The organism is Bacillus sp. CR71 (assembly GCF_003429245.1).
GTDB lineage: Bacteria > Bacillota > Bacilli > Bacillales > Bacillaceae_G > Bacillus_A > Bacillus_A thuringiensis_S.
Map to the genome: position 1 here is coordinate 4,144,535 of NZ_CP031748.1, position 13,871 is coordinate 4,158,405.

A 13,871-nucleotide genomic window follows, 5' to 3' on the forward strand; every position below is an offset into this window, starting at 1 on the left:
TTTTCATTCCCACCATACCAAGCAGCATCTATAATTAAATATGGCATTTTTGTATTAATGACATGACCTGTGAACCAAGCATCTTTTCCAGGGCCACTATATAAATTGATACCCGATCCTTCTGGGTATTTAGACGTTGCGATTCCTAGTCCTTTTGGTTGTAACGGTTTATTGTCACCACCATCAGTTCCTCCGTTAAAATCAACATATTGCTTAACAATTTCAGAGTAGAAGAAATTCCCCCCATTTTTATATCGATAACCACCATTGTAGGCAACAGCGATAGGGTGACTATATTTCACCATAGCACCAGTTGTATTTCCGAGTGATGGAGCAACAACTGTTTTAGAATACAAATCTGCTACCGGTAATGAATGCTGTTTATTGTTAGAAGCTAACCAGCGAAGGTAAGCTCGTCCAAAATTATACGATTGAACAATGGCACTTAAATCTGTAATACCATTTTTCTTTGCATCATCAAAAGCTCCCTTTAAATGCTTTACTCCGTAATAAATTGAATCCTTAGGATTTTTAATTGTATTCATTGGCCAACCTTGTGATTCACTGGACTGCATAATATCGGGGGTTGTTTCAGAGTTCCCTCCACTTTCCACCATAATAATTCCAAGTACGTAAGGAACTAACTCAGGTACTCCTTGTGCGGAACATTCACTTTCTACCATTGATTGCCAACGTAACACTTGTTGTGGCAAATTCTTTGTTTTGACTGAAGCAGCTAATAAATTCATCATTAAACATCTCCTTATTTGCTATTATTTTCGCCTGTAAACCTACTACTTTACTAAATATAACCGGAAGCCAAATGCCCATTTATCTATAAAATCACTTCATGTTACTCACCTTCTTTCACAACAAAAAGAGCAACCATAAAAATAGTTGCCCTTTCGTCGAAATCTTATATTACTACTATAAATCACTTTTTCAATACTTTCTGTACACTGCATGTATCCTACAAAAAGGTAACATTAAAACCCATCTAAAAACTTGACAATCTTTCTTATTTCAGCATGTTTTCGGCGGATATAGCCTGTACTATAATGTAATTCAAACGCTATTTGTTCTAAAGTCATTCCATCAACATATTTCATTTTAAGTATTTGATGATCCAGTCCTGTAAACTTATTAATTAAAAGCTTTAAATCATACTCTTCATTCATCTTATAAGCTAATTCATATTCAATTACTTCAATTCGTCCTTCTACCTTAGCCCCTTCCGATTCAGCGTTTAATCGTACATTTTGCAAATCACCACTAATCCAACGCTTCAATTCGGCTTTTGATTTATCTAAGTTGTATTCTAAATAAGTAATTTCTTCTTCTAACTTCTTATAATCTTTGAGCCATTCGAACACTTACCGATTCACCCACTTCCGTTCTTTTTACAAAGTCTCTTAATACTAATTTAATAGAATGAATATGCTTATTAACTTTTTCAATCTTTATTACTTGTAAATTATCTTTCATTTTATAAACACAACCCTTTCCTAACATTTTTTTACCCTCTATTGATAAGTTCCTTACATCTTTAGAATTCAGATATTGTAATTAATTCCTGAATCCTTTTGAAAAAACTTCTAACAGTTCCCATAGAACTTTAAGAAATAAACTGAAATTACAAATGGTTCATACTTGATCCAAACATTCACTAATATCTTTATAATACTGTTCACTATGCATCGGGAATCTTTAAAGAATATAAATGTATTATTTTTTATTAAGGTAATATATTTCAAAATAACAAAATCATCTAACGTTTTTTCTTATGACTTATATTTATTTAACACTTCTTGTAATCTCTCACGCTCTTCATCAGTAGATTGCACGATTTTTCTTTCCTCTTCTTGATTTGTTGATTCATCATCTTTGTATAACCAATCAGGTACAATCTCTTTTCTATTTGAATACTTCCTACCTATCCCATTATATTTCTTTTTCTTGCTCATTTCGAAACGTCTATCTAGTATGGCCACATCAACTAATGTTTTAACTTCTTGCTCCTTCCAATTCCTCAATATAGCCTTAATGTAGTTCCATCTTGGTGCATTCTCATCAACGGCTTTATTAATTGCATGCTGAATTAATTCATCACTAAACAAATTACAAAAATCCCCCAACTCTGCAATTGCAATTTCACTTAACGGAATGCCCGTCCCCTTAATAAAGTTGCAACTTACTTTAACCTTCTCATTGCTGGATACACAAGAATCTAATTTATCAATATCATCATAATGATTAGTATTTTGTATATTAGTATTTCGTTTATTAGTAGTTATTCTATTAGTATTTAGTAGTGCTTGATTTTCCTCATATGGCTTTACCACATCTTGGTTTTCCACTTGTGGCATGTTCCTTTGTGGCGTTTCGTAAATTTCCGTATCCCACCTTGTAATTTTTTTGGTATTCCCATCACGAACAGGATAACGTTTTACATAACCTAATTCTTTTAATTCCTTAAAACCTGTACGGAGCGAATCTTCTCCATCCTTAGCATGTCGAGCTAATTCGCTAATATGAAAAGTCCAATCGTCTGGTAATGTAAGCGCATAGGCTAAGATTCCTTTCGCTTTCCAAGACAACCTTTCATCTTTTAAACCAGTATTATTTATAACTGAATAATTACTATCTTTTTTCACTCGAATAATTCCCATACTAGCCACCTCATAAATTCTCAAAAACGGTATTCAATGGTATACTTATCTAGAGATATTTTTTCTTATAGAATCCGCTGCAACGGATTCTTTTCTTATACATTCATTCAAAACAATTATGCTATCCGTATCAATTTTCTCCTAAACCTCTCTTATTCCTCAAATTCAACATCCACTTGAATTTCGATATTCATAGGAATTTCTTGTGTTATACGAATCACATTTTGACTCACTCCTTTTTGAATAAGCTTTCTAACCTGCTCTTTTGCATCTTCTTTTGTTTTAAATTCACTGACAGTTGGTAGTCCTGCTAAACTGCTAGTAATGACTAAAATCTTTCTTTGCATGTTCTTTCCTCCTACTGAATTTCTGCCATATTTATTTGTGAGTTTTTAACTGTAATTTCTTCATTTAAAACAGTTGGAATTGAATATTCTTCATTAATAATTTGTATCGCTCTATCCAAATGATAACGTTTAATAGCTTTATAACTATTCACACCAAATTCCCGATGTAACTGACTATAAATATCTCTATATAACTTTCTTCTAAGGCCGATATCCTGATAAGAATTTGAATTTTTACCTCCCAATAACATAACACCTAACCTCTTTACAGCCCTTATTATCTCTTCACACTCAATAGCATAAAGCGGCGTATTTTCTCGCAATTCCTTCACCTCAGACTTAATCTCTTGTATCTCCTGAGTATGCCCTTCTAACGCAGCAAATGTTAACTTTAAAACCCCCATTGGATCCTTTGGCACATTTTGTTGATTTTGTATATACTGCTTCATTCGTTTGAACTCTTTCATAAATTTAATTTTCATTCCAACCGCTTCTCTAGTGGTATATCCCATAACAAGTAACGTGAATGCTTCTTCTGTTAAATCATATTTAGGGATCCACCTGTTCTTTGAATTAACATAAGTGGACTCGTGAAAATTTTCTCCTCCAAACTCTTCATCTACATATACAATTTGTTTTCGAACTTCCTTCAAAACGTCGAAGTGATCTTTTTTGAATATCTTTGCAATTACCAAACTATCCGTTACTACTTTGCCATTAACTTCAAATACTAATGAACTATGTACTGATGAGTCAGTTAATTGCCCCATCCTCATCTCCTCCTCACTACTAATTTTGAACTATCTTTATTGTATTGAGATAATTTCGCACTACGCATAATTCGTTGCTTTCTTTTTACAGATTAACTAATTATCGAAATTTAATATAAATACTATAATATAAACCCTTTTATTAAGTCATTATTCAATAATTCGATTATCCATTTTAAGCAATTCTCCTCCGATTTCAATTCGCTTCGTTTTCTTCAAATTCAAAAAGATATTCCAAATTATGTTCTGGAAAAAAAGTTTTCTTAATTTCAAAAGCTTCATCATAATAAAAACGAAATTTACCATTTATTTTGTCGCTCACTGTTGTGTGGCGAAGTTTCAGATGCGAAGAAATTTGTGTAATCATAATTCTTTTTCTCGCCATCTCTGCACGCAAATTCGGATACATCGACTCACCACCTATTTTATGTACGATATTGCGTTCATTTCCATTTAAATATAAACTCAATTTCGTATTTAGTCAACAAAAGAACGTATTTAAATACTCAATTTCGTATATATTTCTATTTACTAACAAATTCAGTTAGGTTATGATATATACAGAAATACGCAATATCGTATACATTTTAATACGAAAGATGGTGAAAGTAATGAAAAAAGCAGAGGTTGTAACACGCTTAATAAAAGAAGCTGGCTATAGCAAAAGAGCCTTCGCCGAAAAAATAGGTCTCCCCCCCACAACACTGCAATCCATGTTATCAAGAGGGATTGGTAAAGCATCTGTTGATAATGTAATAAAAGTTTGTAAGGGATTAGGAATCACTACTGATGATTTAGAAAAACTCGCAACCCAAGAGGACAATACTGTTAAAGAAGAAGTTTCTATTTATGAAACCATCCAAAACGATCAATCAAATATTATTCATATTCCTATCATTGGTTCTGTAGCAGCTGGTACACCTATATTCGCTGAAGAAAATATCGAAGGCTATTTACCAATGCTAAGTACATTTTTAAACAAGCGTAAAAAGTATTTTTACCTTACTGTAAAAGGCACTAGCATGAATCTCGAATTCCCTGATGGTTCTTATGTTTTAGTAGAGGAAACTCCTTATGTTGAAAACGGACAAATTGCTGTTGTAAAAGTCAATGGTTATGATGCTACCGTGAAAAAGATTTCAAAATCTGGAAGCATCATTACTTTAATACCATTGAGTAATGACCCTATCCACGAACCAAAAACTTACGATCTTTCAGCTGAAGATGTAAAAATCATTGGTCGCGTTGTACAGGCAGTAAAGAATTATTAAGTCATAGCACAAGTGATTTTAAAAAAAGATAAGATCAATTCTTTCGAAAAGATTTTCTTAGTAACATGATTCAAAATAACCAAAAACAATCCATTATCTAGTAGTTAACATATCCAATAACTTCACTAAAAAAGCCCTGATACCGTAGTATCAAGGCTTTTTCATTTCACAAATTATATAAAACTTACATTTATCTGATAATATTTTTCTATGATATCACTACTTGTTATTAATTATTGGCTTTTATGTGGCTGTTTTTCATTTTGCAACCATATAAAATGTAATAATAGGGAATTAAAAAACCCTTGATACGAGTTGTATCAAGGGTTCAAGCCTCTTAGTATAGAGACATATATTGATCGCGTTCCCATTGGTGAACTTGTGTTCTAAAGATATCCCACTCAATCTCTTTCGCTTCGATGAAGTGCTCAAGTAAGTGTTCTCCTAGTGCACCGCATACTACTTCATTAGATTGTAATGTAACTAACGCTTGCGCTAATGTTGCTGGTAAGTCAACGATACCTGCTTCTTCGCGCTCTTCTTTTGTCATTACATAGATGTTACGGTCTACTGCAGCTGGTGGAGTTAATTTGTTTTTAATTCCATCAAGACCTGCAGCTAATAATGTAGCCATTACTAAATATGGGTTTGCAGCTGGGTCAACACTACGTACTTCTACGCGTGTACTAATACCACGAGATGCAGGGATACGTACTAACGGGCTACGGTTTTGTGCAGACCATGCTACGTAACAAGGCGCTTCATATCCAGGTACTAGACGTTTATATGAGTTTACAGTTGGATTTGCTATCGCTGTAAATGCTGGTGCATGTTTTAAAATACCTGCGATGAAGTGACGAGCATCATCACTTAATTGTAAGTCACCGTTTGCATCAAAGAATACGTTCTCACCATTTTTAAATAATGATAAGTTACAGTGCATACCTGAACCGTTCACACCGTATAGTGGTTTTGGCATAAACGTTGCGTGTAAACCATGTTTACGAGCAATTGTTTTTACAACAAGTTTGAATGTTTGAATGTCATCACATGAGCGAATTGCATTTGCATATTTAAAGTCAATTTCGTGCTGTCCTGGAGCAACCTCATGGTGAGATGCTTCAATTTCAAATCCCATTTCTTCAAGTTCAAGAACGATATCACGACGACAGTTTTCCCCTAGATCCATCGGCGCAAGGTCGAAGTATCCACCGTTATCGTTTAATTCTAATGTTGGATTTCCTTTTTCATCAACCTTAAATAGGAAGAATTCTGGCTCTGGTCCAAGATTGAAGTCTGAAAATCCTAAAGCTTCCATTTCTTTTAACACACGTTTTAAGTTGTTACGTGGGTCTCCATCAAATGGAGTGCCATCTGCATTGTAAATATCACAGATTAGTCGAGCTACTTTACCTTTTTCAGCTGTCCAAGGGAAAATTACCCAAGTGTCTAAATCAGGATATAAATACATATCAGATTCTTCAATACGTACGAAACCTTCAATCGAAGATCCATCAAACATCATTTTGTTATCAAGAGCTTTCGTTAATTGTCTCACTGGAATCTCTACGTTTTTAATTACCCCTAAAAGGTCCGTAAATTGTAAACGGATATACTTTACATTCTCTTCTTTCGCCAAACGGAAAATATCTTCTTTTGTGTATCTAGACATTATAAATTCCTCCTTAGTCCCTCTAATCGCCTTCAGAATCAGTTATCTTTAGTGAAAAAATCTTGAAATGTCACCTTGTCGCAATGAAGTTCGATTGAATCTACCTGTATGTTGTAGTTCATCTCGAAGTATTTTGCGAAGCTCAGTTTTTGAAATTTCTTTTGTTTCTTCTTTTACTTTCACTGCTTCTGTTTGATTTTCTTTCATTAGTAACACTTGCTTAATACCAGCCATATTCAAGCCTTGATCTAACAAATCTTTAATCTCTAACAACTTATCTACATCGTTAAATGAAAATAATCTACGATTCCCCTTTGTACGGGTTGGAGAAACAAGATTATGCTCTTCATAGTAGCGAATTTGACGTGCAGACAATTGTGTTAAATCCATAACAATACCAATTGGAAACAGCGGGGCAGAACGTCTATCTTCTTTCATTTTTCAGTTCCTCCTTCGCCTTAACTGCTTCTCATTTTATAACATGTTATGTTTAGTGTCAATAGATGTTAGCTTTTCTTACATGATTTTTTTATAAATTTTTTCATTCTTTTTTCTAATCGCATAAATCGTTACTTTTATACGAAAAAAGCTGCCGATATCGACAGCTCCCCTTTAAGAAATTGTTAATAAATTCTTTTCAATCAATTCATCAATCGCAGAACAAATCGCAATTTTAACATGCGAATACGTTAATCCACCTTGCACATATGCAACATACGGTGGTCTAATCGGACCATCAGCAGACAATTCAATACTTGCACCTTGAATAAATGTTCCCGCCGCCATAATTACATCATCTTCATAACCTGGCATATAGTTTGCATACGGAGTAAAATGCGAATTAATTGGAGATGCATATTGAATCGCTTGGCAGAAGGCAATCATACGGTCTTTATCATCAAATTGAACAGATTGAATTAAGTCTGTTCTTGGTGCATTCCACGCTGGTGACGTGTTCATTCCTAACTTTTCTAAAAACGCAGCTGTAAAAATTGCACCTTTCAGCGCTTGTCCTGCAACATGTGGCGCTAAGAAGAACCCTTGATACATTTCTTGCAGACTGTATAAAGACGCTCCAGCTTCCGCACCAATTCCCGGAGATGTTAAACGATATGCACACGCTTCAACATACTGTTCTTTACCGACAATGTAACCACCAGTTTTTACAATTCCCCCGCCTGGGTTTTTAATAAGCGAACCCGCCATTAAATCTGCACCAACATGACACGGCTCTTGCTCTTCAATAAACTCACCATAACAGTTATCTACAAACACAACAACATCAGGTTTAATTTCTTTAACAAACGCGATCATCTCTTTAATTTGAGAAATAGTAAACGATGGACGAGTAGCATAACCTTTCGAACGCTGAATACCGATCATTTTCGTATTACTATGAATCGCTGCTGCAACAGCTTCAAAATCAACAAGCCCACCTTCAGTTAGCGGAACTGCATTGTAACCAATATTATATTCTTTAAATGAACCTACACCTTTCCCACGCACGCCAACGATTTCCTCTAACGTATCATACGGTTTTCCAGTGATGTACAATAACTCATCTCCTGGACGTAAAATACCGAATAACGCTGTAGAAATAGCGTGAGTACCTGAAATAATTTGCGGACGAACAAGTCCAGCTTCCGCTCCAAACACATCAGCATACACTTTTTCTAACGAATCACGGCCAATATCATCATAACCATAACCTGTCGTCGGGATAAAATGCGAGTCACTAATTTTATGTTTACGAAAACTTTCTAATACACGAAACTGATTACTTTCAATTACTTCATCCGCACGTTTATGTACTTCTGTAATCTGACTCTCTACTTCTTTTACGATTGGAGCAATTTTTTCTCCATTTTTCAAACGATCAAACATTTTTATTTTCTCCTTCTTCCACTAAAAATCTCTTTAATTGCACATTAAGCGATGAATGAGTAAAAATATACCCTGCACAATCATATACAAATTTATCTTCCAGAAACTCCATCTTTGCTAATAGCGTTTCCGTCTTTAAAAGCGTTAATAACTTACCTTCACTCGGAGGGATTTCTACTCGATAACGATCCATTTCTTTCTTCATTTTCATTTCTATCGCTTCTTTTATACGCAATAAATCACTTTCTTCAAAAGCACTAGTCATTAAGAAATCACTTTTCGGAAACGGAATAAAGTTTTGATGTAATTCATCTTTTTTATTATATAACGTAATAATAGGAATATGATTAATTTCAAGTTCTGATAATAATCGTTTTACTGTTCTTTCATGCCCTATGTAGTTAGGATCCGCAGAATCAACTACATGTAAAATAACATCTGCTTCCCCCGCTTCTTCCAGTGTTGAACGAAAAGCAGCAATTAATGAAGTGGGTAAATCTTGTATAAAACCAACAGTATCAGTTAGTAATACTGTATAACCAGAAGGTAACGGCATCTTCCTCGTCGTTGGGTCTAGTGTTGCAAACAGAAGGTTTTCTTCAAACGTATTAGCTTCCGTTAATCTATTAAACAGTGTCGATTTCCCTGCATTTGTATAGCCTATTAATGAAACTTGAAATACTTTATTGTCTTTTCTTCTCTCACGATATCTTTTTCGGTGTTCCACAACAACTGCAAGTTGTTTCTTTATTTCATCAATACGCGATCGAATATGACGACGATCCGTCTCAAGTTTCGTCTCACCCGGTCCTCTCGTTCCAATACCACCACCAAGACGTGATAAGGACAACCCTTGACCCATAAGACGTGGCATTGTATATTGCAACTGAGCTAATTCTACTTGAAGCTTACCTTCCCTCGACTTCGCACGTTGCGCAAAAATATCTAGTATTAGTTGCGTTCGATCAATTACTCTCGCATCTAATACTGAGGATAAATTCCGAATTTGACTCGGCGTTAATTCATTATTAAATACAATAACATCCGGCTCTAATTCTTCAGTTAGCATTGGAAGCTCTTCTAATTTCCCTTTACCTATGTAAGTTGCCGGATGAAACTTTGGTCGTTTTTGCGTTGTTGAAACTAACACTTCCGCTCTCGCAGTCTTAGCTAGTGATGCAAGCTCTTTCATGGAATGCATAAATTTTTCATCATCATCTTGCGGCAATTGACAGCCTACTAATATGACTTTTTCTTTTTCTTCCATCAAATATGTTCACTCATCCTTTTCGAAATTTAAACCTTCTAATATAATAGCAGAGGAAGCACATTTCATCTAGTTAGCGGGGGAGAAAATTCATGGCATGGGAGATTTTTAGCATCATAGGCACAATCGCTTTCGCACTAAGCGGAGCCATTGTTGCAATGGAAGAGGATTATGATATTTTCGGGGTGTATATTTTAGGAATGGCAACCGCATTTGGGGGAGGTGCCCTTCGTAATTTATTAATCGGTTATCCGATTGTCGCGTTTTGGCAACAAGACATGTTATTCCAAATCGCACTTTTATCAATGACTATTATTTTTCTTTTTCCAAATAAGTTAATTAGACATTGGAAAAAGTGGGAAAATATCACTGACGCTATCGGCTTATCAGCATTTGCTGTACAAGGAGCATTATATGCTCAAAAATTAAATTTACCAATTAGCGCCACAATCGTGGCAGCTGTTTTAACTGGTATCGGCGGCGGTATCATTCGCGACCTTTTAGCCCGCAGAAAACCTCTCGTTCTTCGAGCTGAAGTATATGCCTTTTGGACAATTTTAGCAGGTTTCTTAATTGGCGCTCAAATTATTGTTAGCGATTGGGCTCTTTACATTTTATTCATTTTAATTGTTTGCTTCCGCATGGTTTCTATTCATTACAAATGGCATTTACCGCACAGACGTATCGAAACGAAAGAACGTTCAATGCATAAATAGCAATCTAACCTCTTTACATATCGTAAAGAGGTTTTTCTTTTCTAACGATTTTTTCTTTATATAATGTTTATACTAATTTTTAAAGTGAGGTGAATACAAATGACAAACCACGTTAATAAAGGAGCTCAAAAAAGTTCAGTAAACCAATTTGGACACGACCCTAATTCAGCACACGAAAAGAGCGCTAAAATGGAACGCTTCCATAAAGCGCACCAAGAAAAAGCAAAAAAAGAGTAAACGAACTTATACACAAAAATAGACGCACAGTTTATGTACTGTGCGTCTCCTCTTCGAGCATCAAATCCATACTCGATATTCCAATTAAATCATTTTTATCATACGTATCTTCTTGCAACAACCGCATCGCCTGTGTACGAATTGATTTTTCAACAATATTCCGTACATACCGCCCATTACTAAACGATGTAATTTGCGACGAATACTTCACCGCATGTAAATGATCCCTAAATTTCCATTCAGCTTCTTTTGATAACTGATATTCACGATCTTCATACATTCTCTTTCCAATTTCCAATAGCTGATTTACCGAGTAATCCGCAAATTCAATAATAAATGGAAAACGAGACTGCAGCCCTGGATTTAATGAAAGAAAGTGATTCATCTCTCTTGAATATCCAGCTAAAATCAATACAAAACCATGTTGTTTATCTTCCATATGTTTTACAAGCGTATCAATTGCTTCTTTTCCAAAGTCCTTCTCTCCTCCTCGAGCTAAAGAATAAGCCTCATCAATAAACAAAATACCTCCCATTGCTTTTTTTATTAAGTCTCTTGTTTTTTGAGCTGTATGGCCGATATACTCTCCTACAAGATCAGCACGTTCAGCTTCAACCAAGTGGCCTTTCGATAGAATATTCATCTCAAACAGCAATTTCCCTATCATTCTAGCAACAGTTGTCTTCCCTGTACCCGGATTCCCTTTAAACAACATATGAAGTACTTGCTTCTCAGACTTCAATCCCTTCTCTTGTCTTTTTTTATTCACATAAATCCAAGCATATATTTCTTTTATTATCTTTTTTATATCATCCATCCCAACAAGCTTCCCCATCTCTTCTTCAATTCTCTGCAGCATTTCATGTTTAATTGTAGTTTCATTTGAAATTACCGTTTTATTTTCTGTGGCTGGCAAAGAAATTTTCTTTCGATGGTTTAACACAATATTAATTTGATTGTTGTTTTTCTTTCGCATCGATTGTTCCATACAATCACCTCATTTTATCCCGCTATTTGCGGGCAGTAAGACTCCCACCTCGACATTCAGCAAACGCTTGGTATTTAAGCGGGAGATAACCGCCCGTAAATGCCCGATTGGTTCAACTAATAATCGCAGAGGATGAACAAAATCCCCACTGATTATAGTTTCACTTTATCCACTCACCAAATATTATTATTCCTGTCCCCCTTGTAAATGCCTATTTTCAGAAAAGTTTGCTATAATATAAGAAATAATTAAGGTGGTGGGACTATGGAGACAACGGAATTCCATGATACAATACAAGCCTTTTCTATTTTTTTATTGAATAAAGGCCGAAAACCCTCAACTATTAAACGTTATGTTTATGACGTTGAAGACTTCGGACATTGGTTAGAAAAAAACAAAAAGCTCCCTTCCAGTAATATATGGGCTACACTTTGTACAAAAGACTACGAAGATTACTTTTCCGATTTAAAAACGAATCGACATTACTCAGAAAAAACGATGCATCGTGTATTTACTGTATTAAATAGAATGCATCACTTTCTAAACATTCCCAATCCATTGAAGAATATGGAAATATCTATTCAACCAGACCGTACACTTCGTAACGAAGATTTCATTTCACCTGATGAAGAAAAAAGATTAAAGTATATAGTCACTTCATTAGAAGGACTTTCAGAAAAACAACTTCCTGTGCGCCCTTTATTAATGTATCGCAATATTGCTATTTTAAATCTATTGATCGACTACGGTTTATCCTTACAGGAACTTACAGCATTAACAATGCATCACGTTCACTTTGAAACTAACACATTGTCAATCCCAGCAACCGCAGGTGTAGAAAGAACAATTACATTAGCAAAAGAAGACAAAAAACAACTATATAATTATTACAAAAGTATCCCAGAACCAGTTCGTCCTAAGTATCACAGTGATGATTCATTGTTTGTCGCATTTGATTTTAACCGCGGAACATACAGGTGGGTATATGAAAATGATGCACCAAAGGCATTAACGGAAATTGCTATACAAAAAATGATTCGCCTCGAAGTGGCTAGAGCCAATTTACGTAAAGGAATTTCAGGACAACATTTTCGTAACACCTATATTTTAAACTTAATAAAAAAAGAAACTCCTGAATCAGAAATTATAAAACTCGCTGGATTCAAATCAAAAATTTCATTAAAGCGATATTATCAATACGCAGAAAATAGAAAAAACGCCTTATTGTAAGGCGTTTTTTCTATTTTTTCTTTAAACAAACGATTTTACTATGACCATTTAACTAATTTCTGCATCTACTATGATGAGTTTCGTTCACATTTTCATGAGAAAGGAGAGATTTAATGTCTCGTTATAACGACAGTCAAAACAAATTCTCCAAACCATGCTTTCCAAGTAGCGCCGGACGAATCCCAAATACTCCATCAATCCCAATTACTAAAGCTCAACTTAGAACATTTCGTGCGATTATTATTGATTTAACAAAAATAATCCCAAAACTTTTCGCAAATCCATCTCCCCAAAACATTGAAGATCTAATCGATACATTGAACCTACTAAGTAAATTTATTTGTTCACTAGACGCTACTTCCTCCCTGAAAGCACAAGGGTTAGCTATTATTAAAAACTTAATAACTATATTAAGAAATCCAACCTTTGTAGCAAGCGCTGTATTTATTGAGCTTCAAAATCTCATTAACTATTTACTATACATTACAAAATTATTCCGAATTGACCCTTGCACACTTCAAGAGCTTCTTAAATTAATAGCAGCATTACAAACTGCTCTAGTTAATTCTGCTTCGTTCATTCAAGGACCTACCGGACCTACTGGGCCTACTGGACCAGCAGGCGCTACTGGTGCCACTGGACCTCGAGGTAACACGGGCGCTACTGGACCTCAGGGACCTCAAGGTAACACAGGCGCTACCGGCAATACAGGCGCTCAAGGACCTGCGGGTGCTACCGGCGCTACTGGACCTCAGGGGCCTCAAGGTAACACAGGCGCTACCGGCAATACAGGCGCTCAAGGACCTGCGGGTGCTACCGG

At 35.3% G+C, this 13,871-nt stretch carries 17 protein-coding genes; 5 read left to right on the top strand and 12 right to left on the bottom strand.

Annotated elements, in window-relative coordinates:
- The 7 genes from DOS87_RS20690 to DOS87_RS20720 form a co-directional block, all read right to left on the bottom strand.
- Window positions 1-749: lysozyme family protein (locus tag DOS87_RS20690; protein ID WP_242473699.1), on the bottom strand; the 749-nt coding region annotated here is incomplete at its 3' end.
- Between the two features lie 237 nt (window positions 750-986).
- Window positions 987-1,373, bottom strand: a complete 387-nt coding sequence (locus DOS87_RS20695) for a hypothetical protein (RefSeq protein WP_000464432.1) — start codon at window positions 1,371-1,373, stop codon at window positions 987-989.
- Window positions 1,348-1,512 carry a hypothetical protein gene (locus DOS87_RS20700; RefSeq protein ID WP_000900737.1) on the bottom strand — a complete coding sequence of 55 codons (165 nt, stop codon included), beginning with the start codon at window positions 1,510-1,512 and terminating at the stop codon, window positions 1,348-1,350. The genes DOS87_RS20695 and DOS87_RS20700 overlap by 26 nt, the downstream gene beginning before the upstream one ends.
- A 269-nt stretch (window positions 1,513-1,781) precedes the next feature.
- On the bottom strand, window positions 1,782-2,669 hold the full coding sequence (locus tag DOS87_RS20705) for a DnaD domain protein (RefSeq protein WP_000511422.1): 888 nt from the start codon (window positions 2,667-2,669) through the stop codon (window positions 1,782-1,784).
- A 152-nt stretch (window positions 2,670-2,821) separates the two neighbouring features.
- Window positions 2,822-3,016 (bottom strand): hypothetical protein, encoded by a 195-nt coding sequence (locus tag DOS87_RS20710; protein WP_001189066.1) that lies wholly within the window; start codon window positions 3,014-3,016, stop codon window positions 2,822-2,824.
- 11 nt (window positions 3,017-3,027) lie between these two features.
- Window positions 3,028-3,786: a phage regulatory protein gene (locus DOS87_RS20715; RefSeq protein ID WP_000531298.1), complete on the bottom strand. Its 759-nt coding sequence runs from the start codon at window positions 3,784-3,786 to the stop codon at window positions 3,028-3,030.
- Window positions 3,787-3,982: 196 nt separating this feature from the next.
- On the bottom strand, window positions 3,983-4,195 hold the full coding sequence (locus DOS87_RS20720) for a hypothetical protein (protein WP_098831173.1): 213 nt from the start codon (window positions 4,193-4,195) through the stop codon (window positions 3,983-3,985).
- Window positions 4,196-4,397: 202 nt separating this feature from the next.
- Between DOS87_RS20720 and DOS87_RS20725 the strand changes: the two genes are divergently transcribed.
- The gene (locus DOS87_RS20725) at window positions 4,398-5,057 is read left to right on the top strand and encodes a LexA family protein (RefSeq protein WP_000708856.1); all 660 of its coding nucleotides are present in this window, start codon (window positions 4,398-4,400) and stop codon (window positions 5,055-5,057) included.
- 337 nt (window positions 5,058-5,394) lie between these two features.
- On the opposite strand, the gene glnA is transcribed toward DOS87_RS20725, so the two are convergent.
- The 4 genes from glnA to hflX all read right to left on the bottom strand — a co-directional run bounded on the left by glnA (window position 5,395) and on the right by hflX (window position 9,880).
- Entirely contained in the window at window positions 5,395-6,729 is a 1,335-nt protein-coding gene (gene glnA, locus DOS87_RS20730) for a type I glutamate--ammonia ligase (protein ID WP_000092763.1), read from the bottom strand.
- Between the two features lie 48 nt (window positions 6,730-6,777).
- A complete protein-coding gene (gene glnR, locus DOS87_RS20735; protein WP_000656783.1) occupies window positions 6,778-7,167 on the bottom strand; it encodes a transcriptional repressor GlnR in 390 nt (129 codons plus the stop codon).
- A 174-nt stretch (window positions 7,168-7,341) separates the two neighbouring features.
- On the bottom strand, window positions 7,342-8,613 hold the full coding sequence (locus DOS87_RS20740; RefSeq protein WP_000460287.1) for a methionine gamma-lyase family protein: 1,272 nt from the start codon (window positions 8,611-8,613) through the stop codon (window positions 7,342-7,344).
- Window positions 8,606-9,880: a GTPase HflX gene (gene hflX / locus DOS87_RS20745; protein ID WP_208730125.1), complete on the bottom strand. Its 1,275-nt coding sequence runs from the start codon at window positions 9,878-9,880 to the stop codon at window positions 8,606-8,608. Before hflX ends, DOS87_RS20740 begins: the two co-directional genes overlap by 8 nt.
- A gap of 92 nt (window positions 9,881-9,972) precedes the next feature.
- Between hflX and DOS87_RS20750 the strand changes: the two genes are divergently transcribed.
- Together DOS87_RS20750 and DOS87_RS20755 are read left to right on the top strand one after the other, a co-directional pair.
- Entirely contained in the window at window positions 9,973-10,596 is a 624-nt protein-coding gene (locus tag DOS87_RS20750; protein WP_000312267.1) for a trimeric intracellular cation channel family protein, read from the top strand.
- A gap of 99 nt (window positions 10,597-10,695) precedes the next feature.
- The gene (locus DOS87_RS20755) at window positions 10,696-10,833 is read left to right on the top strand and encodes a hypothetical protein (RefSeq protein WP_000181505.1); all 138 of its coding nucleotides are present in this window, start codon (window positions 10,696-10,698) and stop codon (window positions 10,831-10,833) included.
- A 31-nt stretch (window positions 10,834-10,864) separates the two neighbouring features.
- On the opposite strand, the gene spoVK is transcribed toward DOS87_RS20755, so the two are convergent.
- Entirely contained in the window at window positions 10,865-11,821 is a 957-nt protein-coding gene (gene spoVK, locus DOS87_RS20760) for a stage V sporulation protein K (protein ID WP_000438196.1), read from the bottom strand.
- Between the two features lie 264 nt (window positions 11,822-12,085).
- Here spoVK and DOS87_RS20765 point away from each other — a divergent pair, with 264 nt between their 5' ends.
- Window positions 12,086-13,051, top strand: a complete 966-nt coding sequence (locus DOS87_RS20765; RefSeq protein WP_098831172.1) for a tyrosine-type recombinase/integrase — start codon at window positions 12,086-12,088, stop codon at window positions 13,049-13,051.
- A gap of 113 nt (window positions 13,052-13,164) precedes the next feature.
- On the top strand, window positions 13,165-13,871 hold a 707-nt coding region (locus tag DOS87_RS30330), incomplete at its 3' end, for a collagen-like protein (RefSeq protein ID WP_000092676.1).